We start from the raw sequence: 24,967 nt of genomic DNA, 5'->3' as shown, positions 1-24,967 counted from the left end.
CGGCCGGCGCCTGTCATCCCTTCGTGGCGCCGGCGGTGAGGCCGCCGATGAGCTGGCGCTCGGCGACCGAGTAGAAGGCCAGGGCGGGGACCATGGCCAGGACGAGGTAGGCGAAGACACGGGCGTACTCCGCCGAGTACTGGCCCTGGAACTGCTGGACGCCGATGGGGAGCGTCCACCAGGTGTTGTCGGTGAACACCAGCAGCGGCAGGAAGAAGTTGTTCCAGCTGGTGACGACGGCGAGCACGGAGACGGTGCCGAGGGCGGGCCGCGCCATGGGCAGCAGCACCCGCCAGAAGAACCCGAAGGGGCTGCAGCCGTCGAGCGTGGCCGCCTCCTCCAGTTCGCCGGGGATCTGCCGGAAGAACCCGCGCAGGATGATGATCGTCATCGGCAGCCCGAAGGCGGCCTGCGGGAGGATCACGCCCAGCGGGTTGTCGAGCAGGCCCAGGGAGCGCAGCAGCAGGAACAGCGGCAGGGCCGCCACCGCGAACGGGAACATCAGCCCTGTCGTGAAGACGGTGAACAGCACCTCCCGTCCGCGGAACGCGAACCGGGCGAAGGAGAAGGCCGCGAGCGCGGACACGGCGACCACGAGCACGGTCGTCGCCACCGCGATCAGCGTGCTGTTGCCGAGCAGCTTCCAGAAGTCGCCCGAGCCGAGGATCTGGGTGTAGTTGCCGGTCAGCCAGTGCTCGGGCAGGCCGAAGGGGTTGGTGGAGAGCTCGTCGGTGGACTTGAAGCCGGACAGGACGGCGTACGCCAGGGGCAGGACCATCACCGCGCCCACCAGGACGAGGATCATGTGCAGCGGCAGGCTTCGTACGGTCTTCCGGGTCACGTGCCGTCTCCCCTCATCGTCGTGGTGGCCCCTTCGAGGTCGCGGCGGAGCACGAACCGCTGGTACGTGAGGGCGAAGACGAGGCAGATGCCGAACATGACCACGCTGATCGCGCTGGCATAGCCGACCTGGTAGCGCTTGAAGCCGTACTGGAACATGGTCACGGCCATCGTCTCGGAGTGGTGGTCGGGGCCGCCCTGGGTGACCACCCAGACCAGGTCGAACAGCTGGATCGACCCGATGACGGACAGGAAGACGCTGATGCGCAGGGTGGGCGCGAGCAGCGGCAGGGTGACGTTGCGGAAGCGCTGCCAGGGTCCGGCGCCGTCGATCAGCGCCGCCTCGGTCAACTCGGCCGGGATGGACTGGAGTCCGGCGAGGTAGAGCATCATGTGGAAGCCGAAGTACTTCCAGGTCATGACCAGGAACAGGGTCGCCATGACGGAGGAGGGGTCGGCGAACCACTCCCCGCCCACACCGCCCAGTCCGATGCCGCCGAGGATGTGGTCGGCGAGACCGTCGTCCGGCGCGAAGACCATGCTGAACAGCACACCCGTGATCGCCTCGGACAGCACGTACGGCGCGAAGAACAGCATCCGGTACGCGGCCCGGCCGCGCAGCCGCTGGTTGAGCAGCACGCCCATGGCGAGCGCGAAGGGCAGTTGCAGGGCGAGGGACAGGCCGACCAGGACCAGGCAGCGCCACAGGTCGCCGAGGAAGACCGGGTCCTGGAAGAGCCGGGTGAAGTTGTCGGTGCCCGTGTAGTCGGAGGGCATGCCGAAGCCGCCCCAGCGGAAGAAGGCGGCGTACAGCGCGAACAGGATCGGCAGCAGCACCAGGACGATGAACAGCACCAGGGCGGGCAGCTGGAAGCCGACCGCGGTGAGCCAGTGGAGCCGGCGCCGGCGCGCCCGCCCCCGCGCCGCGTCGGCGGTCGGGGGCGGGAGGGCGACGTCGGGGCCGCTCCGCTTGTCCGGAAGGAACGTGGAGGTCATCGCCGGTTACTGCTCTTCCTTCGCGGTCTTCGTGACCGACTCGGTGACCTGTTGGGGGGACTTGGAGCCGGCGATCAGCCCGGCGACACTGTCGTTGATCTCCTGGCCGACGGCTGGGGCGTAGGCCTGGTCGAGGTACAGCTGGAATCCGGTGGCGGCCTTCAACTGTGTCTGTACGGCCTGGATGTTGGGGTCGGTGATGGCGCTCTCGGCGGCCGGGACGACCGGGAGCACGCCGGTCTTCTTGACGAGTTCGAGGTCCGTCGCCTGCGAGGCGAAGAACTTCAGGAAGTCGAGGGCCGCCTGCGGGGCGCCCTTGCGCACGGCGTGCCCGCCGCCTCCGCCGAACACCTCGGTGATCGATCCCCTGCCGCCCTCGACCGCCGGGAACGGGAAGAACCCGAGGTCGTCGCCGAGTCCCTTGCCCGCGTCCGCCTCGACGACGGGGGCCCACTGGCCCATGAGCTCCATCGCCGCCTTTGCGTTGCCGACCGCGGCGGCCTGGCCGGTGGGGGTGGAGTAGGCGGCGCCCAGGAACCCCTTCTGGAACGGCTTGAGCGCGACGAGGTCCTTGAGGTGCTGTCCGGCCTGGACGAACCCGGCGCCCGTGAAGTCCTTGTCCTCGTCGGCCTTCCGCAGGGCGTCGACGCCGGCGGTGCGCATCGCGAGGTAGGCCCAGTAGTACATGCCGGGCCACTTCTCCTTGCCGGCCAGGGCGAGGGGCGTGATGCCGGCGGACTTCAGCTTGCGTACGACGTCGAGGAAGCCGCTCCAGGTGGTCGGGGGCGCGCTCACGCCCGCCTGCTTGAAGAGCGCCTTGTTGTACCAGAACCCGATCATGCCGATGTCGAACGGGATGCCGTACACCTTCTCGTCGAGGAGGTACGGCTGCTTGGCGACCGGCAGGAGGCCGTCGGCCCAGGGCTTGGTGCCCTCCGTGAGGTCCTCCACGAGCCCCGCGTCGACCTGCTGCTGGAGGACGCCGCCGCCCCAGGTGTGGAAGACGTCCGGCAGCTTGCCGGAGGCGATGAGCGCCGTCATCTTCGACTTGTAGGCGTCGTTCTCCAGTTGCACGATCTTTATCTTGACCTTGGGGTTCTCGGCCTCGAACTTCTTGGCCAGGCCGGCCCAGACGTCCTTGGTCGGCTGAGTGGTCGAGATGTTCCACCACTCGATGGTGGTCGTCCCCGACGACCCTCCGTCCGAGTCGCCGCCACATCCGCTCAGTGCCGTCATCCCCAGACCGGCAGCGGCCGAGGCCGCCAGGAAGCCGCGGCGGGACAGTGCCGGGTCACCCATTGTGCGCTCCTTGGGTACGGGACGGCGCGCGTGCGTCCGCCCTGTCGACCGAAAGTTTCGAAGATGATTCAGAAAGCTTCGCTGTTGCCGCACCCTAGAGACAGCGCCCAAACGGTGGCAACCCCTTGTACGTGGGGAATCTGCGGCCAACGTGCGCGGTGACCGCGCCCGTTCACGCCGACACGCCCCAAACGGGGAGCGGGCCGAGAGTTTCCGACGCGTTCCGGAAAGACCCGGCACGCACTGAGGCATGAGCGCGAACCCCCGATGACGGGGTCACCGTACGTCCGCATGCGTGCCAGCCCCTCCTGATGCCGGGCGAAACATTCGGGTGATCCGACGAACGTTGGGGCCGCGCACTGTAGGGAACCGGAGAGGCCGGGGCAAGACGTCGCGGCCACATCGGAGCGGGGGCCGACGGGGCCCGGAGAAGTCCCGGTCCCGTCGACCCCCGCGGGGTCGTGTGAGGTCGTCAGCTCTTCGTCACGAGGTCCTTCAGTGCGATGTTGAGCTCCAGGACGTTCACGCGGGGTTCGCCGATGAAGCCCAGGGTGCGGCCGTCGGTGTGCTCGTCGACGAGGTTCCGGACGACGGTGACGGGCAGGTGGTTGCGCGCGGCGACACGGTGGACCTGGAGGTCGGCGTACCGCGGGGAGATGTCCGGGTCCAGACCCGAACCGGAGGAGGTGACGGCGTCGGCGGGTACCCGGGACGGCTCGACCGGGTGACCGGCCACCGAGTTGTCCTTGACGACGGCGGCCTTCGCGGCCTTCACCCAGGCGACCAGGTCCTTGTTGTCACCGGAGCGGTTGGTCGCGCCGGACAGGATCAGCTTGTAGCGGGTGTTGACGCTGTTGGTGCCCAGGCCGTTCTGCGGACGGCCCTGGAACCACTTCAGGTCGGCTTCGGGAGTCTTCTCTCCCTTCTTCAGCGGCAGGTTGTACGACTGCCCGATCAGCGAGGACCCGACGACCTTGCCGTCCGCCGTGATCTCGGAGCCGTTCGCTTTGTCGTGGAACAGGCCCTGGGCGATGCCGGTGACGAGCAGCGGGTAGATGACGCCCGTCACCAGCGTCAGGACGAGGAGGGCACGCAGGCCCGCCCCGAGCAGCCGGGCGGTGTTCGCAACCGCGTTGTTCATGGCGATCAGCACGCTTTCAGGAGTTACAGCCCGGGGATGAGGGAGATGACCAGGTCGATGATCTTGATACCGACGAAGGGGGCGACCAGCCCGCCCAGGCCGTAGATCGTCAGGTTGCGACGGAGCATTCTGTCGGCGCTCACCGGCCGGTACCGGGCCCCGCGCAGCGCGAGCGGCACCAGCGCGATGATGATCAGCGCGTTGAAGATCACCGCGGACAGGAGCGCGGAATCCGGTGAGGACAGCCCCATGATGTTGAGCTTGCCCAGCCCCGGGTAGACGGCCGCGAACAGCGCCGGGATGATCGCGAAGTACTTCGCGACGTCGTTGGCGATGGAGAACGTGGTCAACGCGCCCCGGGTGATGAGCAGTTGCTTGCCGATCTCGACGATCTCGATCAGCTTCGTCGGGTCGGAGTCGAGGTCGACCATGTTGCCGGCCTCCTTGGCGGCCGACGTACCGGTGCTCATCGCGACGCCGACGTCGGCCTGTGCCAGGGCCGGTGCGTCGTTCGTCCCGTCCCCCGTCATCGCGACCAGCTTGCCGCCGGCCTGCTCCCGCTTGATGAGAGCCATCTTGTCCTCGGGCGTGGCCTCCGCGAGGAAGTCGTCGACGCCGGCCTCCTCCGCGATCGCCTTCGCCGTCAGCGGGTTGTCGCCGGTGATCATGACCGTCCTGATGCCCATGCGCCGCAGCTCCTCGAACCGCTCCCGCATGCCCTGCTTGACGACGTCCTTGAGGTGGACGACGCCCAGGACGCGGGCGCCTTCGGCGTCCTGGACCGCCACCAGCAGCGGCGTACCACCCTCCCCGGAGATCCTGTCGGCCGACTCCCGCGCGTCGTCCGCGACCTCCCCGCCCTGTTCGCGAACCCAGGCGATGACCGAACCGGCCGCGCCCTTGCGGACCCGGCGCCCGTCGACGTCCACGCCCGACATCCGGGTCCGGGCGGTGAAGGCGATCCACTCCGCGCCGGCCAGTTCGGCCTGGTGCCGCTCGCGCAGTCCGTACCTCTCCTTCGCGAGGACGACGATGGAGCGGCCCTCGGGCGTCTCATCGGCCAGCGACGACAACCGGGCCGCGTCCGCGACCTCGGCCTCGGTGGCACCGCTGACGGGCACGAACCGGGCCGCCTGCCGGTTGCCGAGCGTGATGGTGCCGGTCTTGTCCAGCAACAGCGTCGACACATCGCCCGCGGCCTCGACAGCCCTTCCGGACATGGCGAGCACATTGCGCTGCACCAGCCGGTCCATGCCGGCGATGCCGATCGCGGAGAGCAGCGCGCCGATGGTGGTCGGGATCAGACAGACCAGCAGCGCGACCAGGACGACCATCGTCAGCTGTGTGCCCGCGTAGTCCGCGAACGGCGGCAGGGTCGCCACCGCGAGCAGGAAGACGATGGTGAGGGACGCCAACAGGATGTTCAGCGCGATCTCGTTCGGCGTCTTCTGCCGGGCCGCGCCCTCGACCAGGTTGATCATCCGGTCGATGAAGGTCTCGCCCGGCTTCGTCGTGATCGTGATGACGATGCGGTCGGACAGCACCTTCGTACCGCCGGTGACGGCACTCCGGTCGCCGCCCGACTCACGGATGACCGGAGCCGACTCCCCCGTGATCGCCGACTCGTCGACGCTCGCGACGCCCTCGACGACGTCGCCGTCACCGGGAATCAGGTCGCCCGCCTCGCACACCACCCGGTCGCCGATGCGCAGCTCCGTACCGGGCACGCGCTCCTCCCCGTCGCCGGTGAGCCGCCTGGCCACCGTGTCGGTCTTGGCCCTGCGCAGTGTGTCGGCCTGCGCCCTGCCCCGCCCCTCGGCGACCGCCTCCGCCAGGTTCGCGAACAGCACCGTCAGCCACAACCAGGCGCTGATCGCCCAGCCGAACCAGTCCCCGGGGTCCTTGAACGAGAAGACGGTGGTCAGGACCGAGCCGATCCACACCACGAACATCACGGGCGACCTGACCAGCATGCGCGGGTCGAGCTTGCGGAAGGCGTCCGGCAACGACCTGAGCAGCTGCCCCGGGTCGAAGAGACCGGCGCCGACACGCGCCTCGGAGGACGTGTGGCCGCTCGGCACCTCGCCGTGCGGGGCCCGGGCCGGGGTGGCTGGGGACACGGAGTCCTCGTGCTTCGTTACGTCGGTCGTCATGACGCCAGCCCCTCGGCGAGCGGGCCCAGAGCGAGGGCCGGAAAGTAGGTCAACCCGGTGATGATCAGGATCGCGCCCACCAACAGGCCGGTGAACAACGGCTTTTCGGTGCGCAGGGTGCCCGCGGTGACCGGGACGGGCTTCTGCTCGGCGAGCGAGCCGGCCAGCGCCAGGACGAACACCATCGGCAGGAACCGGCCGAGGATCATCACGAGACCGATCGTGGTGTTGAACCAGTGGGTGTCCGCGTTCAGACCGGCGAAGGCCGAGCCGTTGTTGTTGGCGCCCGATGTGTAGGCGTAGAGGATCTCGGAGAACCCGTGCGCCCCGCTGTTGGTCATCGAGTGGGCCGGGGTCGGGAGGGCCATCGCGAAGGCGGTGAAGACCAGGGCGAGCGCGGGGGTGACGAGGATGTAGCAGGCGGCCGGCTTGATCTCGCGGATGCCGATCTTCCTGCCCAGGTACTCCGGCGTACGGCCGACCATCAGACCGGCGATGAACACCGCGATCACCGCCATGATCAGCATGCCGTAGAGGCCGGAACCGGTACCGCCGGGTGCGATCTCGCCCAGCATCATGCCGAGCATGGTGATCCCGCCGCCGAGGCCGGTGAACGAGGAGTGGAAGGAGTCCACCGCGCCCGTCGAGGTGAGGGTCGTGGACACCGCGAAGATCGACGAGGAGCCGACGCCGAACCGGGTCTCCTTGCCCTCCATCGCCCCACCGGCGATCTCGAAGGCCGGGCCGTGGTGGGTGAACTCGGTCCACATCATCAGGGCGACGAAGCCGACCCAGATGGCGGCCATGGCGGCGAGGATCGCGTAACCCTGCCGGACGGAGCCGACCATGACGCCGAACGTGCGGGTCAGCGCGAACGGGATCACCAGCAGCAGAAAGATCTCGAAGAGATTGGTGAAGGGGGTCGGGTTCTCGAACGGGTGGGCCGAGTTGGCGTTGAAGTACCCGCCACCGTTGGTCCCCAGCTCCTTGACGGCCTCCTGGGAGGCGACCGCGCCCCCGTTCCACTGCTGGTGGCCGCCCATGAACTGGCCGACCTCGTGTATCCCGGAGAAGTTCTGGATCGCTCCGCAGGCGACCAGGACGATCGCGGCGATCAGCGCGCCCGGCAGCAGGATGCGGGTCACCCCACGCACCATGTCCGTCCAGAAGTTGCCGAGCTCACCGGTGCGGACCGAGGTCCCCCCGTTCGAGCGAAGCCGGGAGTGGGGGAGGGCGAAACCGCGCACGAGGGCGACGGCGACGGCGATACCGACGGCCGCGGACACGAAATTCTGCACGGCCAGACCGGCGGTCTGCACGACGGGCCCCATGGCCTGCTCGCCGTAGTAGGACTGCCAGTTGGTGTTCGTGACGAAGGACGCGGCGGTGTTGAACGCCTGGTCCGGGTCGATCGACCGGAACCCGAGCGAGCCGGGCAGGACGCCCTGAAGCCGCTGGAGCAGATACAGGAACAGGACGCCGACGGCGGAGAAGGCGAGAACCCCGCGCAGGTAGGAGGGCCAGCGCATCTCCGCGTCCGGGTTGGCACCGATGCCCTTGTAGATCCACTTCTCGACACGCCAGTGCCGGTCGGACGAGTAGACCTTGGCCATGTAGTTGCCGAGCGGTATGTAGGCGAGCGCCAGTGCGGCCATGAGCGCCGACAACTGGAGCACACCGGCGAGTACGGGACCCATGTGGCTGCTCAGAACCTCTCCGGGAAGATCAGGGCGAGGACGAGATAGCCCAGCAGGGCGACGGCCACGACCAGACCCACCACGTTCTCGGCGGTCACAGCTTCGTCACCCCCTTGGCGACGAGGGCCACCAGCGCGAAGACCGCGATCGTGGTGACGACGAAGGCCAGATCGGCCATCGTGAACTCCTGACATGGGTGCGGATGGATCGGACGCTTCGAGACAACCGCTTCTGCGACCGGATGCGACCGCCCTTGACGCGTCCCTTACGGCAGCTCACGCGCCTTTGACGCGACCCTGACGGCCTTCGGGATCGCGCCGGAGGAAGAGCCGCGGCCACGGTCGGCTGCTCACCGCGTCGGCCCAGGAGCGACGCGGCCGCGCCTGATCCGGAAAGGGGACCGACCGGAAACAGCCGCCGCCGGGACGACCACGTACGACGTGACGCTGGGTGCCCGCACCGGGCCCGTTCGGCCTGTTCTCACCATGTGCCCAGGCACCCACCGGGCCCTGCGGCGCACTCCGTGACGTACCGCCACCAGCGGCGCGGGCCAGTCTTAACGGAAGATTGACGCCGGCAGCCCTCGCATCCGCGGGCCCTCACATCACTCTCCGCTTACGCTGATCCCGCCGTCCGTGGATGGCCGGAAACGCACGCTGAGCCGCACCCCAGGAGCCCGTCCGATGGCCACCACCGAGCCTCCCCCGCCCAGCCGCCTGCGCTCGTGGATGCTGGAGGGCCTGTCCGACATGGGCAAGGGCGGCGGCCACCAGGGACCGCACGCCCGGCCGGAGCCCCCGCACAAGGGTCAGCGCTGGTGGCGGGTGATGTGCCTGACCGGCGTCGACTACTTCTCGACCCTGGGCTACCAGCCCGGCATCGCGGCCCTCGCGGCCGGGCTGCTGTCGCCGGTCGCGACCATCGTGCTGGTGATCGTCACCCTGGCGGGCGCGTTGCCCGTGTATCGGCGGGTGGCCGAGGAGAGCCCCCGCGGCGAGGGCTCGATCGCGATGCTCGAACGGCTGCTGTCCTTCTGGCAGGGCAAGCTCTTCGTACTGACCCTGCTCGGCTTCGCCGCCACCGACTTCCTGATCACCATCACCCTCTCGGCCGCCGACGCCTCGACCCACCTGATCGAGAACCCTCACCTGACCAGCGCGCTGCACGACAAGCAGATGCTGATCACGCTCGTCTTCGTGGCGCTGCTCGGCGCGGTGTTCCTCAAGGGCTTCCTGGAGGCGATCGGCGTCGCGGTGGTGCTGGTGGGCATCTACCTCTCGCTCAACGTCGTGGTCGTGATCGTCGGTCTGTGGCACGTCGCCACCGCGGGCCATGTCGTCACCGACTGGTCCACCGCCCTGACCGCCGAACACGGAAACGTCTTCGCGATGGTCGGCGTGGCCCTGCTGGTCTTCCCGAAGCTCGCGCTCGGCCTCTCCGGCTTCGAGACCGGCGTCGCCGTCATGCCCCACGTCCAGGGTGACCCGGACGACACCGAGGAGAAGCCGACCGGCCGGATCCGGGACACGAAGAAGCTGCTCACCACGGCCGCCCTGATCATGAGCTGCTTCCTGATCGCCACCAGCTTCATCACCACCCTCCTGATCCCGGAGAAGGACTTCGAGCCGGGCGGCCAGGCGAACGGCCGCGCGCTGGCCTTCCTCGCCCACGACTACCTGGGCAGCGCCTTCGGCACGGTCTACGACGTCTCGACGATCGCCATCCTGTGGTTCGCCGGCGCCTCCGCGATGGCCGGCCTGCTGAACCTGATGCCGCGCTACCTGCCCCGCTACGGCATGGCCCCGCACTGGGCGCGCGCGGTGCGCCCGATGGTCATCGTCTTCACCCTGATCGCCTTCCTGGTCACGTGGATCTTCGACGCCGACGTCGACGCGCAGGGTGGCGCCTACGCCACCGGCGTCCTGGTGCTGATCAGCTCCGCCGCGATCGCGGTGACCATCGCCGCCCGCAAGGCCGGTCAGCGCAACTGGACCATCGCCTTCGCGGTCATCTCGGCGGTGTTCCTGTACACGACGGTGGTGAACGTCATCGAACGCCCCGACGGCGTGAAGATCGGCGCCTGCTTCATCGCGGGCATCATCCTGGTCTCCCTGCTGTCCCGGCTGGCCCGGGCCTTCGAGCTCCGCGTGACGAGCGTGACGCTCGACCCCATGGCGGAACGTTTCATCCGGGACATGGCCAGCCGCAAGATACGGTTCATCGCCAACGAACCCGACCAGCGCGACAAGGCCGAGTACCGCGAGAAGCTCGAGCAGATCCGCGCGGACCACGACCTCCCCGGCGAGGACTTCGTCTTCGCCGAGGTCACGGTCCTCGACCCGTCCGAGTTCGAAACGGGTCTGACGGTACGCGGCGAGGTCCTCCACGACCGCTACCGCGTCCTGACCCTGGAGTCCTCCTCCATCCCCAACGCCCTGGCCGCCCTGCTCCTGCACGTCCGCGACTCGACCCGGTGCACCCCGCACATCTACTTCGAGTGGACCGAGGGCAACCCGTTCGCCAACTTCCTGCGCTTCTTCCTCTTCGGCCAGGGCGAGGTCGCCCCGGTCACCCGCGAGGTCCTGCGCGAGGCGGAACCGGACCGCAGCCGCCGCCCCCGTGTCCACACCGCCTGAGCGACCCCACGCACGGAGGCGACATCCGCTACCGCACCGCACGCCACCTGCGGCCGCCCCCACGCCCCTCACACCCGGGTTCAGCCCCTATCGTGATCGCCATGCAGTCCTACACGATCGGCCAGGCGGCGCGGCTGCTCGGCGTGAGCCCGGACACCGCTCGGCGCTGGGCGGACGCGGGCCGGGTGGCGACCCATCGCGACGAGGGCGGGCGGCGACTCATCGAGGGCCACGACCTGGCCGCGTTCTCGGTCGAGCTGGCCAGGACCGGGGGCGGCGAGGAGGAAGCCGTCTCCCACACCTCCGTGCGCAACGCCTTCCCCGGCATCGTGACCGCGATCAAGCTCGGTGACGTGGCGGCCCAGGTCGAGATCCAGGCCGGCCCGCACCGGCTGGTCTCCCTGCTGACCAGGGAGGCCGTGGAGGAACTGGGCCTGGAGGTCGGGATGGAGGCCACGGCCCGCGTGAAGTCGACAAACGTACACATCGACCGCGTCTGAGCGATCCCGAGGCGACGCAAACCCATGCGTACCCGGCATAAGCCGCCTTTCCGACTACGGTGGGGACCTCCCCGAAACCCTCCAGGGCACCGCCCCCACCGTCAGCGAGGCGCGCACACCATGAGCCTGAGCAGCCTGAGCATTCGCAATCAGCTCCCCGGCACCGTCACCGCCATCACGGCCGGCGAGGTCATGGCCACCATCAGGGTCGGCCTGGCCGGAGGGCAGGACCTCACCGCGGCGATCACCCGCGAGGCGGTCGAGGAACTCGGCCTCGCCACGGGCACGGCCGTACTGGCTCTGGTGAAGTCGACGGAGGTCTCACTGGCCACCGGCCGCGTCGAGGGCCTCTCGATCCGCAACCGGCTGCCCGGCACCGTGCGGGAGATCGTCACCGGCGGTGCCATGGCCTCCGTGAAGGTGACGGTCGAAGGCGGTGAACTGACCGCCGCGATCACCACCGACGCCGTCACCGACCTCGGTCTGTCCGCCGGCACGCCCGTGGCCGCCCTGATCAAGTCGACCGAGCTCTCCCTCTCGACCGGGTGAGAGAGGTGAAGGGCGCTGCCCGGGCCATACCGGCCCGGGCAGCGCCCTTCACCTGCCGCGTGCTCAGTCCTCGTACGCGTCCAGCGGCGGGCAGGAGCAGACCAGGTTCCGGTCGCCGAAGGCCTGGTCGATCCGGCGCACCGGCGGCCAGTACTTGTCCGCCACCGCGACACCGGCCGGGAACACGGCCTCCTCGCGGGTGTACGCGTGCTCCCAGTCGCCGCCCAGCGCGGCGGCGGTGTGCGGGGCGTTCCGCAACGGGTTGTCGGCCGCGGGCCACTCGCCCGCGCCGACCTTCTCGATCTCCGCACGGATGGCGATCATCGCCTCGCAGAAGCGGTCGAGCTCGATCAGGTCCTCGGACTCGGTCGGCTCGATCATCAGCGTCCCGGCCACCGGGAACGACATCGTCGGCGCGTGGAAGCCGTAGTCGATCAGTCGCTTGGCCACGTCGTCCACGCTGACGCCGGTCGCCTTGGTGAGCGGCCGCAGGTCGATGATGCACTCGTGCGCGACCAGGCCGCCGGGGCCGGTGTAGAGCACCGGGTAGTGCGGCTCGAGCCGCTTGGCGATGTAGTTGGCGCTCAGCACGGCCACCTGCGTGGCCCGCTTCAGCCCCTCGCCACCCATGAGCCGGATGTACGCCCACGAGATCGGCAGGATGCCCGCAGAGCCCCAGGGCGCGGCGGAGATGGGACCGACGCCGGTCTCCGGGCCGGCGGCCGGCTGCATCGGGTGGTTCGGCAGGTACGGCGCCAGGTGCGCGCGCACACCGACCGGGCCGACGCCCGGGCCGCCGCCGCCGTGCGGGATGCAGAACGTCTTGTGCAGGTTGAGGTGCGAGACGTCACCGCCGAAGTGCCCCGGCTTGGCCAGCCCCACCAGCGCGTTGAGGTTGGCGCCGTCGACGTACACCTGGCCGCCCGCCTCGTGCACCTGGGCGCAGATGTCGGCGACGTGCTCCTCGAAGACGCCGTGCGTCGACGGGTACGTGATCATCAGCACCGACAGCTCGTCGCGGTACTGCTCGATCTTCGCCCGCAGGTCCGCTACGTCGATCTCGCCGTCCTCGGCGGTCTTCACGACGACGACCTTCATGCCGGCCATGACCGCACTGGCGGCGTTGGTGCCGTGCGCGGAGGACGGGATGAGGCAGACGGTGCGCTGCTCGTCGCCGTTGGCACGGTGGTATCCGCGTACGGCGAGCAGCCCCGCCAGCTCGCCCTGCGAACCGGCGTTGGGCTGGAGCGACACGTTGTCGTAGCCGGTGACCTCGGCCAGACGCTCCTCCAGCTCACGGATGAGGGTCAGGTAGCCCTGAGCCTGCTCGGCGGGCGCGAAGGGGTGCAGCTGGCCGAACTCGGGCCAGGTGACGGGCTCCATCTCGGTGGTCGCGTTGAGCTTCATGGTGCAGGAGCCCAGCGGGATCATGCCGCGGTCGAGCGCGTAGTCCCGGTCGGCGAGCCGGCGCAGGTAGCGGAGCATCGCCGTCTCGGAGCGGTGCTCGTGGAAGACCGGGTGGGTCAGGTAGTCGTCGGTGCGCAGCAGCGCGTCCGGCAGGACCTCCGCCGTCGCCGCGTCCAGCGCCTCGATGTCACCCTCGACCGCGAACGCGCTCCACACCGCGCCGACCTGGGCCCGCGCGGTGGTCTCGTCACAGGTGATCGACACGTGGTCGGCATCGACGAGGTGCAGGTTGACGCCCTGCTCGCGGGCGGCGGTGACGATCTCCGCGGCACGGCCCGGGACCTTGGCGGTGACGGTGTCGAAGTAGGCGCCGTGCACGAGCTCGACCCCACCGGCCTCCAGCCCCGCGGCGAGGATCGCGGCGTAGCGGTGCGTGCGCCGGGCGATGCCCTTGAGGCCGTCCGGGCCGTGGTAGACGGCGTACATTCCGGCCATCACGGCGAGCAGCACCTGGGCGGTGCAGATGTTGCTCGTGGCCTTCTCACGGCGGATGTGCTGCTCACGGGTCTGCAGGGCGAGCCGGTAGGCCCTGTGGCCGTCGGCGTCCACGGAGACGCCCACGAGTCGGCCGGGCAGGCTGCGCGCGAACGTCTCGCGCACCGCCATGTAGCCGGCGTGCGGCCCGCCGAAGCCCATCGGCACACCGAAGCGCTGGGTCGTCCCGACCGCGATATCCGCGCCGAGTTCACCCGGCGACTTCAGCAGTGTGAGCGCGAGCAGGTCGGCGGCCACGGTGACGAGCGCGCCGAGCTGGTGCGCCTGGTCGATGACCGGCTTGAGGTCGCGTACGGCACCGGAGGCGCCCGGGTACTGCAGGAGCACACCGTTGATCTCCCGTCCGGCGATCTCGGCCGGGATGCCCTCGCTCAGGTCCGCGACGACGACCTCGACGCCGGCCGGCTCGGCCCGGGTCTCGATCACGGCGATGGTCTGCGGCAGCGCGTCCGCGTCGACCAGGAAGAGGCCCTTCTTGTTCTTGCCCATACGCCGTGAGAGCGCCACCGCCTCGGCGGCCGCGGTGCCCTCGTCGAGCAGCGAGGCACCGGAGGTCGGCAGCCCGGTCAGGTCGGCGACCATGGTCTGGAAGTTCAGCAGGGCCTCGAGCCGCCCCTGGGAGATCTCCGGCTGGTAGGGCGTGTAGGCCGTGTACCAGGCCGGGTTCTCCATCACGTTGCGCAGGATCACCGGCGGCGTGAAGGTCCCGTGGTACCCGAGCCCGATCATCGGGGCCAGGACCTGGTTGTGGTCGGCCAGCTCACGCAGCTCCGCCAGCACCTCGGCCTCGGTCCGGGCGCCCGGCAGGTCCAGCGCGTCGGCGTTCTTGATCACATCCGGGACCGCGGCGGCCGTGAGCTCGTCGAGGGAGCCGTAACCCACCTGCGCGAGCATCTTGGCCCGGGCCTCGTGGTCGGGGCCGATGTGGCGCTGCTCGAAGGGGATTCCCTGTTCGAGCTCGGTAAGCGGAACGCGATGGGCGGTCATTGCGGAGGCCTCCTGGTCTGACGCGACCTTCGAGGGGTACCCCGGCACGGGTACCCCGACGGCCTCCCCCTCTGTCATCTCAACCTGAGAGCTTCACCGGGCCGCCCGCAGGCACTCCCGGCTTTCACCGTCGGTGAGGACGGAAGCCTTAGACATCCGCCCTGCTTTCCAGAGTGACCTCGTCCGTGCGGTACGGGGGCCTGAGAGATTCCGGGGAGGATTTGCTCCTTCGGCGCCTCCACGATGTCTGGAGGACTCTCCCGCACAGGGTCAGCAGCCGCTTGCCAGCCTACCAGCGAGGTCAACGCCCGTACTTTCGAGTGGCCACCTCCTCGAAAGTGCTCTTTTGTAGTGCTTAGGGATGGGTTGCGACCACATGGAGGGCCCGTGCAGACCGACATCGATCCGCGCCACCTGATCGGCCGCAAGGCGTTCGACCGCGACGGGACCAAGATCGGCACGATCGACGAGGTGTACCTCGACGACGCGACCGGGGTACCGGAGTGGGCAGCCATACGCACCGGACTGTTCAGCAGGGACGCCTTCGTGCCCCTGGAGCCCAGCAAGCTGATCGAGGGCACCCTGCACGTCCCGTTCAAACGTGCCCTGATCAGAGACGCCCCCGACTTCGGCGTCGGCCGGCACCTCTCACCGGAACAGGAACTCCAGCTCTACCACCACTACGGACTGGACGTGGCCGAGCCTCCACCGTTCCCCGACCACGACTTCGGCAAGCTGGCAGGCTCGGACGAGTCCTGAGGCACCGGGACGTCCGGCCCGCCGGGTCTTCGCGGCGCGACGGGCACGCTCGGCACGAGCGGCAGTGGGTCCGCCGGCTCCAGGTCCGGGTCGTCGGTCCGGAAGGTCCGCACCCGGCCCGGCACCGAGTCGGGCGTCTCGAACCGCACGGTGACCCGGCCCAGACCGCTGCCCTGCACCCATCCGTGCCCGTACCCGGCGTGCCGCACGTCGTGACCCGCGGGCCACCGCCGTTCGACCGGCGCCTCCCCCTCCACCACCGGCCCGTCCTCACTGTCCTCCGCCGCATCCTCCGCCCGCTCCCCCGCCGCCTGGGCGAACAGATCCTCCTGCGTGTAGTCGGCGAGCCCCGTGACGCCCACACCCAGCAGCCGGACCCCACCCGTCGTGTCCACCGAGTCCAGCAGCCGGGCCGCCGCCTCCCGTACGACCGCCGGGTCGTCGGTGGGCCCGCGAAGGGTCTCGGACCTGGTCAGCGTGGAGAAGTCGTACCGCCGCACCTTGAGCACGATGGTCCGCCCCGACAGGTTGGCCTCCCGCAGCCGCCGCACACAGCGGCCCGCCAGCTTCTGCACCTCCAGACCCACCCGAACCCGGTCGTGGATGTCCACGTCGTAGGTGTCCTCCACCGACACCGACTTCGTCTCCCGCTCGGCCACCACGGGCCGCTCGTCGTGCGCCAGCGCCATGGCGTACAACCCGTGCCCGTGGGACTTGCCCAGCAGTCGTACGAGCTCGTCCTCGCCCGCCTCGGCGATCTCGGCGACCGTGGTGATCCCGGCCCGCCGCAGATGGTCGCCGGTCGCCGGCCCGACCCCCGGCAGCGTCCGCACCGACATGGGACCCAGCAGAGCCCGCTCGGTACCCGGTTCGATCAGCACCAGACCGTCCGGCTTGGCCTGCTCGGAGGCGATCTTCGCGAGCATCTTGCAGGCCGCGAGTCCCACGGATCCCGTGAGCCCGGTGAAGGTGCGTATGTCGGCGCGCAGCCGCACCCCCACCAGCCGGGCCGAAGCATCGTCCCAGGCCTCTCCCCCGGCCTCCAGATCCACGAACGCCTCGTCCAGGCTGAGTGGCTCCACCAGCGGCGACAGGGCACGCAGGAGCCCCATCACCTGCTCGCTGATCGACCGGTAGAACGCGAAGCGAGGCACGAGATACGCGGCGTTCGGAGCGAGCCGCCGGGCCTGGGCCATCGGCATCGCCGAATGGACGCCGAACACCCGGGCCTCGTACGACGCGGTCGCCACCACCCCGCGCGGCCCCAGCCCGCCCACCACGACGGCCTTCCCGCGCAGACTCGGCTTGGACGCCTGCTCCGCCGAGGCGAAGAAGGCATCCATGTCGAGATGCAGGATCGTGGGCGCGGTTCTCACATCTCCGATGCTGCCCTACGCCACTGACAATGCCGTCCCACCCGGCGCCGGACGAGGAGGACGCGGTCAGACCGCCCGGTTGCGCCGCCGCGCCAGCTCGTCCGCCGGGTTGTGCCCGACGAGGGTCTCGCCGGTGTCGACCCGCTCTCCGTGCAGCTGCGAGAGCGCGCTCTCGACGTCCCGCCACACCACGCCGACCGCGATGCCGAACACGCCCTGGCCGCCCTGGAGCAGCGCGTGCACCTCGTCGGGCGAGGTGCACTCGTAGACCGTGGCGCCGTCGCTCATCAGCGTCATGCGCTCCAGATCGCTGAACCCCCGCTGCCTGAGGTGCTGGACCGCGGTGCGGATGTTCTGCAGGGACACCCCAGTGTCGAGGAAACGCTTGACGATCTTCAGAACCACGACGTCCCGGAAGCTGTAGAGACGCTGCGTCCCCGACCCGTGCGCGGGCCGCACGCTCGGCTCCACGAGCCCGGTGCGCGCCCAGTAGTCCAGTTGCCGGTAGGTGATGCCGGCGGCCGCGCAGGCCGTCGGGCCTCGGTAGCCGATCTCCTCGGACGCCATGGACGTCGCCCCTCCGCTGCTCGGCACCGCCGCCGGTCGCTGCGGAGCGTGATCGGCCGCGCTGCTGTGAAGCGGGTACGGACCGCTCGCCCCGAGACTGCGTCCGGGAGCACCCCCAGCCGTACCGTCGCCGCTGCTTCTCACGCCGACCTCCGTCCTTGACCTGCCTTCTCGACGGTAGGCAGTCACCAGGGGTGCGTCAACGATCGCCACACTCGGCACGCCGAGTGATAATCACCCTAGGAGTGGTTTCCCGCACCTCACCGCGGGGAAAGGCTAGCCGAATGTGCTCGGAGCGGGCCGCAGGACGCTCTCACGCGCCGCTGGCAAATACCGGCATTTGAGCAGTTACCGACCGGAGCTCCAGTCGTCGACCGGCCCGCCACCAAGGCGCCGGGCCGCCACGCCTCACTGGCTGCTGCTGCCGAAGTCCTCGGGGGAGATCTGGTCGAGGAACTCGCGGAACTTCTCCACTTCGTCCTCCTGCTCGTCGGGAATGGCGATGCCGGCGTCGTCGAGCACACCGTCGCTTCCGTAGATCGGCGTCCCCGTACGCAGCGCCAGCGCTATGGCATCGGACGGGCGCGCGCTCACCTCCACGCCGCTGGCGAAGACCAGCTCCGCGTAGAAGACGCCGTCACGCAGATCCGTGATGCGTACTTCGGTGAGCTCCTGGCCGACGGCCTCCAGCACGTCCTTGAACAGGTCGTGGGTCAGCGGTCGCGCGGGGGCCATGCCCTGCTGGGCGAAGGCGATGGCCGTCGCCTCCCCCGGTCCGATCCAGATGGGGAGGTAGCGGTCGCCTCCCACTTCACGCAGGAGCACGATCGGTTGGTTGGAGGGCATTTCGACCCGGACACCTACGACATCGAGCTCGTTCACACAGCAACCCTAGGCCGTGCCCGGGACGTTTGGGTAGTCGGGCCCGGAACGGGCGGCCGATCCCGCCTCCGCAGCCCGGCCCGTCAGGGCAGCCGTACACCGAGCGCGGTCTGCACCAGCGCCGCGTGCAGCTTCACCGTGAGCCCCGCGAGTTCCCTGGTGCGGGCCTCCGCGTGGGTCCTGGTCTGCGGATTGCGGTGGCGTCTCAGCGGAGCCACCACCTGGTCCACCAGGCCGGCCTCACGATCCGCGGCGGCCTTCATCACCCGCAGGTGCCGCGGCTCGATTCCGAACCGCCCCAGCTCGGCGATCAGCGACGCCACCGTCACCGTCTCGGCGTCGTACGCCCCGTCCGGCAGCGGGGCGATGAGTCCGTACGACTCCCACTCCTGAAGGTCCCGCTCCTCGATCACGGCGGCGGCCAGCAGCTCGGCCCGTCCGATCCGGGCCGCCGTCGGCGCGTCGGAGGGCTCCAGGACGGGCTCACCGTCTCGCTGGCGGCCCACGGTGGGCAGGTGGACGGCCTCACCGCGCTCCATCGCGTCCAGATGCTCGCGGATCACCTTCAGCGGCAGGTAGTGGTCCCGCTGCATCCGCAGTACATGGCCGAGGCGCTCGACGTCGTCGGCGGTGAACTTGCGATACCCCGACGGGGTCCGCTGCGGCTCGACGAGCCCCTCCGACTCCAGAAAACGGATTTTGGAGATGGTCACTTCGGGGAACTCGTCGCGCAGCACGTTCAGCACCGTGCCGATGCTCATCAGCCCGCTGTCCGCGGCGGCGGCGCCGTGCCCGACACCGCCGCTCGGTGTTTGCAGCATGGACCTTCCCTGGGAGGGTCAGTAGCCCCGCTGGCTCGCGTAGAAGACCAGCCGGTACTTGCCGATCTGCACCTCGTCCCCGTTCGACAGAGCGACCTGGTCGATCCGTTCACGGTTGACGTACGTGCCGTTCAGGCTGCCCACGTCGGCGACCGTGAACGAGCCGTCCGGACTACGGCGGAACTCCACGTGCCGACGGGAGACCGTCACGTCGTCCAGGAAGATGTCGCTCTGCGGATGACGGCCCGCCGTGGTCAGCTCGCCGTCCAGCAGGAAACGGCTGCCCGAGTTGGGTCCGCGGCGCACCACCAGGAGCGCCGACCCGAGAGGAAGGGCGTCGACCGCCGCCTGGGCCTCCGGAGAGAGCATCGGCATCTGCGTCTGGCCGGTGGCCTCGGCGTCGTAGGCCTCGAGACCGGAGATGGAGATGGTGGACGTCGTCTCCGACGGGCGCTCGGGCGTGGCCCCGGCCCGCAGCGGCGCGCCGCAGTTGGAACAGAAGCGGCTGTTCTCCGCATTGCGGTTGCCGCACCTCGTACACACCAGGGCCGACATCGACGGATCCTCCTGCCGCGGCTGCCCCGACGGGGCGTTGGACGCGTACGGACCGTGAAACTCTCCACCCGTACCTGAGGTTGACGGTTGCCCGAAACCTATGCCGCCGGACTGGGCAGGGTCAACAGACGGCGCGCCCTGACCTCCGGAAACGTCGCCCCCCTGACCGGAGAGCTGGTCCCGGAACAGCGGACGCTGGCCTTCCGCGTCAGGCTGTGCGCGATGACGAGCGGTCGCGTTGTCGCCACCCTCGCGCGCGCTCTTGCCGAACAACTTCGCAAACAACTTCACGGGCGATTCCCCTTGACCGAAACAGACCCGCCCGTGGGGCAGGACGAACCCTGATTGAACACACCGGTCGACCCGGACATCCTCACAACGTCCGTATCCACCAGACAGTTTCCACCACGCACCACCCATTCGGTGCGCCGACCCCCCGCAACCTCATGCCCTCGCCCGACGTCCCGCATGCACCCGCGGTTCACCGGGAGGACGACCGAGCGTAGTCAGGCCGCTTCGCAGCTCGCAAGGCGTCCACGACGATCTTGTCCGCCCGCTCCACGGTAACGGTGGCCTGCTCCTTCTCAAGAGTCTGCACCACGCCTCCCGGGATGTTCAGCGCCGGCTCGAGGTCCTGCGGCTTGCCGATGACCTTGAAACGATACGGGGCGTTGATCTTGTTCCCGTCCACGCTCACACCGTTGTCGGAGTCGGACAGGAACGTGCCCGCGACGACACGCACGCCGTTCACCTGGATCGCCTCGGCACCCGCCGCACGCAGTTCCTGGATCGCGTCGAGCAGCATGTCCGCCTTGACCGTCGCCTTCGTGTCGTCGATGGTCATCGTGATGCCGGGACCCTCCGCGGCCACCGTGCCCGCCAGGATGCCGAGCTGCCCCTCCTTCTCGACCGTCTGCTTACGGGCCTCCTCCGCCTGGTCCGAGCTGTTCTCCAGCTCGTCCCGCTGCTTCTCGAGTCCCTGCTTCTCGTCTGCAAGACGCTGCGTACGGTCGTCGAGTTCATCGAGGATGCGCACGAGATCTTCCTGGCGTGCGCCGCGCAGGGCACTGTCACTGTCACTGTTCGACGCCACCTGGACGGCCAGCCCGAAACCGAGGCCGAACAGCAGCACGGCGACGATGAGTTGGGCCCTGGTGACGCGCGGCGGCCACACACCGTTCGCCAGCCGCTGCCGGCCGGTGAGCCCCGGTTCCGCCTGCGGCCCGTCCGTGGGCGCGTCAGCGGACGCGGACGACGGCACCTCCTCCGGCAGCTCGCGTCGCAGCCGGTTCTCGGGAGTCTCGTCGTTGTTGTCGTTGTCGTTGTTGTCGTTCTCGTTGTCGGTGTCGCTCATCGCCCTCACGCCCGGAACACGTGCCGGCGGATCGCCGCGGCGTTGGAGAAGATGCGGATGCCGAGGACCACGACGACGCCCGTGGACAGCTGGGCTCCCACGCCCAGCTTGTCGCCCAGGAACACGATCAGCGCGGCCACCACGACGTTGGACAGGAACGACACCACGAAGACCTTGTCGTCGAAGATGCCGTCGAGCATGGCCCTCAGACCACCGAAGACGGCGTCGAGCGCCGCCACGACGGCGATCGGAAGGTACGGCTCGACGACCGCCGGAACCTCGGGCCGGACCAACAGGCCGGCCACCACTCCCACGATGAGGCCCAGTACGGCGATCACGATGTGCCCTTCTCATTTCTCGGCTGCGCTGTACGTACGATCACACTCGGTGCGGCGGGCAGCCGGAGGTCGCTCTCCACCGAGATGCCGGTCCGGATGCCGTAGTTCTCCTGCAGGGCATGCAGATACAGCCCGTCGGCACTGTTCTGGAACCTGGTGCTCAGCCTCTTGCCGTCCCCCACGGCGAGCACCGTGTAAGGCGGAACCAGTGGCTTGTTGTCGACCAGTATCGCGTCACCCGCGGCCCTGACCGCCGACAGCGCCGTCAGCCGCTGCCCGTTGATGGACACGGCCTCGGCGCCCGACTCCCACAGTCCGTTCACCACGCGCTGCATGTCACGGTCGCGCACCCGCCCGGTGTCGGAGAATCCGGAGGTCTCGCGCGGGTCGCCGTCGCCGCCCGTAGTGGCTTCCTTGGCGTCGTTCACGACCAGTTTCACCCCGGGGCCGCGCACTTCCGTGGCGCCCGACAGGATGCCTACCAGGGACGACCGGTCGGTGTCACCGGTCTCCTTCAGCGCCGCGCGCTGCCGCGCGCTCACATCGTCGCGCAGGGTGTCGACGGTTCCCTCGAGCTTGTCCGCCGCCTCGGTCTCACGGTCGATGCGGTCGATCAGCTCCTCGCGCTCCTTGGCCACGACGGGAGCCGCGACGCGCGCCTGCGCCGCGCCGACGGTCACGACCAGCGCCGCGAGCACCAGGCCGGCGGCCAGACCGAGCTTCGCACTGAGGGTCTTCGGCATGCCGCCGCCGCCCGCCGCCTTCCTCCGGGCGGCTGCCTCGGCGTAGCCCTCGTCGAGGCTGTGGTCCATGACATTGGTGAGCAGCGACATGGACGCGTCCGGGCGCGAGGCGCGCGCGGGTGTGCTCCGAACGGGGGGCTGCTGCGGCATGCCGCACATCGTCGCACGCCGCGACCGGTACCTCCGAATGGCCCCACCGGCGTGCCGGACAGGCCCCCTTGGGGACACTTGTCCGGCACGCGCGTGTGATCCGTGTTTCAGCGACCCGCGCTGTCCACGACCGCCGCCCACTCATCGAGCAGAGCCTGCGCGGAGGCGTCGTCCGGCCCCTCGGCCCACAGGTGCGTGACGGCTTCGGCCGGGTCGGGCAGCACCATCACCCAGCGCCCGTCGGTCTCCACCACCCGCACACCGTCGGTCGTGTCGACAAAGCGATCGCCGGCCGCTTCCACGACCCGCCTCATCACGAGTCCCTTGACGGCCCACGGAGTCGCCAGGTCCCGCCTGATGACGTGCGCCCGCGGGATCCGCGCATCGATCTGGCTGAGCGTGAGCTGCGTCCGCGCCACCAGCCCGATCAGTCGTACGAAGGCCGCCGCGCCGTCGAAGACGCTGCTGAACTCCGGGATGATGAAGCCGCCCTTGCCGTCACCACCGAAGATCGTGGTCTCGTCACGGCCGACCCGGGTGAGATCGTCGGGCGAGGTCGTCGTCCACTCCACCTGCGTCCCGTGGTACGCCGCGACCTGCTCCCCGATCCTGGTGGTGGTCACCGGCAGTGCCACCCGCCCGCTGCGCCGCTCCGCGGCCACCAGGTCGAGCATGACGAGCAACGCACGGTCGTCCTCGACGATCCGCCCCTTCTCGTCGACCAGCGACAGCCGCTCGCCCACGGGGTCGAACCGCACGCCGAACGCGGCCCGCGCCGATGCCACGATCTCCCCCAGCCGCACCAGCCCCGACCGACGCGCGTCGGTCGTCTCGGTCGGCCGGGACTCGTCCAGGCCCGGGTTGATGACCAGCGAGTCAACCCCGAGCTTGCCGAGCAGACTGGGCAGCACCAGCCCCGCGCTGCCGTTCGAGGCGTCGACGACGACCTTGAGCCCCGACTCGGAGATCCCGGTGATGTCGACGTTCCGCAGCAGCGACCCGGTGTACGAGTCGAAGACACTGGCCGGGAAGTGCAGATCCCCGATCTCGCCGGGGAAGGCCCGCCGGTACTCCTGCCGCGCGAAGACCCGGTCCAGCTTGCGCTGGCTGCCCTGCGACAGATCGGCGCCCTGACTGTCGAAGAACATGATGTCGACCGAGTCCGGCACGCCCGGCGTCGTGCGGATCATGATGCCGCCGGCACTGCCCCGAGCGGTCTGCTGCCTGGCGACGGGCAACGGTACGTTCTCGAGGTCCCGTACGTCGATGGCGCTGGCCTGCAGCGCCGAGATGACCGCCCGCTTGAGCGCACGAGCACCACGGGAGTGGTCACGGGCCGTGGTGACGGTGGAGCCCTTCTTGAGCGTGGTCGCGTAAGCCCCGGCGAGACGCACCGCCAGCTCCGGCGTGATCTCCACGTTCAGGATCCCGGACACGCCTCGGGCACCGAAGAGATGCGCCTGTCCTCTGGACTCCCAGATCACCGACGTGTTCACGAACGCGCCGGCCTCGATGGTCTTGAACGGGTAGACCCGCACGTTGCCCTGCACGATCGATTCTTCACCGATCAGGCACTCGTCACCGATGACCGCGCCGTCCTCGATCCGGGCCGCGCGCATGATGTCGGTGTTCTTGCCGATGACGCATCCGCGCAGGTTGCTGTGCTGCCCGACGTACACGTTGTCGTGCACGACCACCTTGTGCAGGAACGCGCCACTCTTCACGACGACGTTGGAGCCGACCACGGTGTGCTCACGAATCTCGGCACCGGCCTCGACCTTCGCGTAGTCCCCGATATAGAGGGGACCGCGCAGAACGGCGTCGGGATGCACCTCGGCACCCTCGGCCACCCACACGCCGGGAGAGATCTCGAATCCGTCGATCTCGACGTCGACCTTGCCCTCCAGGACGTCGGCCTGCGCCTTCACATAGCTCTCGTGGGTGCCGACGTCCTCCCAGTAGCCTTCCGCGATATAGCCGAAGACCGGCTTGCCCTCTTTCATCAACTGCGGGAAGACATCACCGGACCAGTCGACGGACGTATCGGCTTCGACGTAGTCGAAGACCTCGGGCTCCATCACGTAGATGCCGGTGTTCACGGTGTCCGAGAACACCTGCCCCCAGGTCGGCTTCTCGAGGAAGCGCTCGACCTTGCCCTCTTCGTCGACAATGGTGATGCCGAATTCCAGCGGATTGGGCACCCGCGTCAGGCAGACGGTGACCAGCGCACCCTTTTCCTTGTGGAAGTTGATGAGCTCGGTGAGGTCGAAGTCCGTCAGGGCATCACCGGAGATGACGAGGAAGGCATCGTCCTTCAGCGCCTCCTCGGCGTTCTTGACGCTTCCGGCGGTACCGAGTGGCTTCTCCTCGTTGGCATAGGTGAGCTCCATGCCGAGCTCCTCGCCGTCACCGAAGTAGTTCTTGACCAGCGAGGCCAGGAACTGGACGGTAACGACGGTCTCGTTGAGCCCATGCCTTTTGAGCAGCCGCAGAACGTGCTCCATGATCGGCCGGTTGGCCACCGGCAGGAGCGGCTTGGGCATGCTCGAGGTCATGGGACGAAGGCGTGTGCCTTCGCCTCCGGCCATCACGACGGCCTTCATGTCGGAAGCGTCCTCCTCTGAGAGACGACAGTCTGGCCGACTGCACCCGTCCCTATTGT

21 protein-coding genes and 1 riboswitch are annotated in these 24,967 nt (G+C 69.2%); of the genes, 4 read left to right on the top strand and 17 right to left on the bottom strand.

Going from position 1 to position 24,967, the window contains the following annotated elements:
• Positions 1-13 precede the first annotated feature (13 nt).
• The 7 genes from OG985_RS37880 to kdpF form a co-directional block, all read right to left on the bottom strand.
• Positions 14-805, bottom strand: coding sequence for a carbohydrate ABC transporter permease (locus tag OG985_RS37880; RefSeq protein ID WP_371674608.1), 792 nt, complete (start codon positions 803-805; stop codon positions 14-16).
• 32 nt (positions 806-837) lie between these two features.
• Positions 838-1,836 carry a carbohydrate ABC transporter permease gene (locus OG985_RS37875; RefSeq protein WP_371672884.1) on the bottom strand — a complete coding sequence of 333 codons (999 nt, stop codon included), beginning with the start codon at positions 1,834-1,836 and terminating at the stop codon, positions 838-840.
• A 6-nt stretch (positions 1,837-1,842) separates the two neighbouring features.
• Positions 1,843-3,135, bottom strand: a complete 1,293-nt coding sequence (locus OG985_RS37870; RefSeq protein ID WP_371672883.1) for an extracellular solute-binding protein — start codon at positions 3,133-3,135, stop codon at positions 1,843-1,845.
• Positions 3,136-3,607: 472 nt separating this feature from the next.
• Complete coding sequence (locus OG985_RS37865; protein ID WP_371672882.1) at positions 3,608-4,276, bottom strand: potassium-transporting ATPase subunit C; 669 nt, start codon at positions 4,274-4,276, stop codon at positions 3,608-3,610.
• A gap of 23 nt (positions 4,277-4,299) precedes the next feature.
• A complete protein-coding gene (kdpB, locus tag OG985_RS37860; RefSeq protein ID WP_371672881.1) occupies positions 4,300-6,429 on the bottom strand; it encodes a potassium-transporting ATPase subunit KdpB in 2,130 nt (709 codons plus the stop codon).
• Complete coding sequence (gene kdpA, locus OG985_RS37855) at positions 6,426-8,126, bottom strand: potassium-transporting ATPase subunit KdpA (protein WP_371672880.1); 1,701 nt, start codon at positions 8,124-8,126, stop codon at positions 6,426-6,428. The genes kdpB and kdpA overlap by 4 nt, the downstream gene beginning before the upstream one ends.
• An 8-nt stretch (positions 8,127-8,134) precedes the next feature.
• On the bottom strand, positions 8,135-8,224 hold the full coding sequence (kdpF, locus tag OG985_RS37850; protein ID WP_009326374.1) for a K(+)-transporting ATPase subunit F: 90 nt from the start codon (positions 8,222-8,224) through the stop codon (positions 8,135-8,137).
• 585 nt (positions 8,225-8,809) lie between these two features.
• Here kdpF and OG985_RS37845 point away from each other — a divergent pair.
• From OG985_RS37845 to OG985_RS37835, 3 genes are all read left to right on the top strand, one after another.
• Entirely contained in the window at positions 8,810-10,762 is a 1,953-nt protein-coding gene (locus OG985_RS37845; RefSeq protein WP_371672879.1) for an amino acid transporter, read from the top strand.
• Positions 10,763-10,863: 101 nt separating this feature from the next.
• Positions 10,864-11,262 carry a molybdopterin-binding protein gene (locus tag OG985_RS37840; protein WP_371672878.1) on the top strand — a complete coding sequence of 133 codons (399 nt, stop codon included), beginning with the start codon at positions 10,864-10,866 and terminating at the stop codon, positions 11,260-11,262.
• Between the two features lie 120 nt (positions 11,263-11,382).
• Positions 11,383-11,811, top strand: coding sequence for a molybdopterin-binding protein (locus OG985_RS37835; protein WP_371672877.1), 429 nt, complete (start codon positions 11,383-11,385; stop codon positions 11,809-11,811).
• A gap of 63 nt (positions 11,812-11,874) precedes the next feature.
• On the opposite strand, the gene gcvP is transcribed toward OG985_RS37835, so the two are convergent.
• The gene (gene gcvP / locus OG985_RS37830) at positions 11,875-14,760 is read right to left on the bottom strand and encodes an aminomethyl-transferring glycine dehydrogenase (protein ID WP_371672876.1); all 2,886 of its coding nucleotides are present in this window, start codon (positions 14,758-14,760) and stop codon (positions 11,875-11,877) included.
• A gap of 178 nt (positions 14,761-14,938) precedes the next feature.
• Positions 14,939-15,033, bottom strand: a riboswitch (glycine riboswitch).
• Positions 15,034-15,147: 114 nt separating this feature from the next.
• On the opposite strand from gcvP, the gene OG985_RS37825 reads away from it, so the two are divergent.
• A complete protein-coding gene (locus tag OG985_RS37825) occupies positions 15,148-15,519 on the top strand; it encodes a PRC-barrel domain-containing protein (protein ID WP_371672875.1) in 372 nt (123 codons plus the stop codon).
• On the opposite strand, the gene OG985_RS37820 is transcribed toward OG985_RS37825, so the two are convergent.
• The 9 genes from OG985_RS37820 to OG985_RS37780 form a co-directional block, all read right to left on the bottom strand.
• The gene (locus tag OG985_RS37820) at positions 15,441-16,895 is read right to left on the bottom strand and encodes a DNA polymerase IV (RefSeq protein WP_371672874.1); all 1,455 of its coding nucleotides are present in this window, start codon (positions 16,893-16,895) and stop codon (positions 15,441-15,443) included. The genes OG985_RS37825 and OG985_RS37820 overlap by 79 nt on opposite strands.
• Before the next feature lie 66 nt (positions 16,896-16,961).
• Positions 16,962-17,606, bottom strand: a complete 645-nt coding sequence (locus OG985_RS37815) for a MerR family transcriptional regulator (RefSeq protein ID WP_371672873.1) — start codon at positions 17,604-17,606, stop codon at positions 16,962-16,964.
• A gap of 264 nt (positions 17,607-17,870) precedes the next feature.
• Positions 17,871-18,344, bottom strand: a complete 474-nt coding sequence (locus tag OG985_RS37810; protein ID WP_356045943.1) for a bifunctional nuclease family protein — start codon at positions 18,342-18,344, stop codon at positions 17,871-17,873.
• A gap of 83 nt (positions 18,345-18,427) precedes the next feature.
• Entirely contained in the window at positions 18,428-19,165 is a 738-nt protein-coding gene (locus tag OG985_RS37805) for a MerR family transcriptional regulator (protein WP_371672872.1), read from the bottom strand.
• 18 nt (positions 19,166-19,183) lie between these two features.
• Complete coding sequence (locus OG985_RS37800; protein WP_371672871.1) at positions 19,184-20,140, bottom strand: FHA domain-containing protein; 957 nt, start codon at positions 20,138-20,140, stop codon at positions 19,184-19,186.
• Between the two features lie 61 nt (positions 20,141-20,201).
• Entirely contained in the window at positions 20,202-21,074 is an 873-nt protein-coding gene (locus OG985_RS37795; protein ID WP_371672870.1) for a DUF881 domain-containing protein, read from the bottom strand.
• A 5-nt stretch (positions 21,075-21,079) separates the two neighbouring features.
• Entirely contained in the window at positions 21,080-21,412 is a 333-nt protein-coding gene (locus OG985_RS37790) for a small basic family protein (RefSeq protein ID WP_006134295.1), read from the bottom strand.
• The gene (locus OG985_RS37785) at positions 21,409-22,245 is read right to left on the bottom strand and encodes a DUF881 domain-containing protein (RefSeq protein WP_371674607.1); all 837 of its coding nucleotides are present in this window, start codon (positions 22,243-22,245) and stop codon (positions 21,409-21,411) included. Before OG985_RS37785 ends, OG985_RS37790 begins: the two co-directional genes overlap by 4 nt.
• 167 nt (positions 22,246-22,412) lie before the next feature.
• Positions 22,413-24,908 carry a sugar phosphate nucleotidyltransferase gene (locus OG985_RS37780; RefSeq protein WP_371672869.1) on the bottom strand — a complete coding sequence of 832 codons (2,496 nt, stop codon included), beginning with the start codon at positions 24,906-24,908 and terminating at the stop codon, positions 22,413-22,415.
• Positions 24,909-24,967 lie beyond the last annotated feature (59 nt).

The organism is Streptomyces sp. NBC_00289 (assembly GCF_041435115.1).
Taxonomy (GTDB): domain Bacteria; phylum Actinomycetota; class Actinomycetes; order Streptomycetales; family Streptomycetaceae; genus Streptomyces.
Note: the sequence above shows the minus strand (reverse complement) of the source record. Positions and strands in the feature narration are given on the sequence as shown.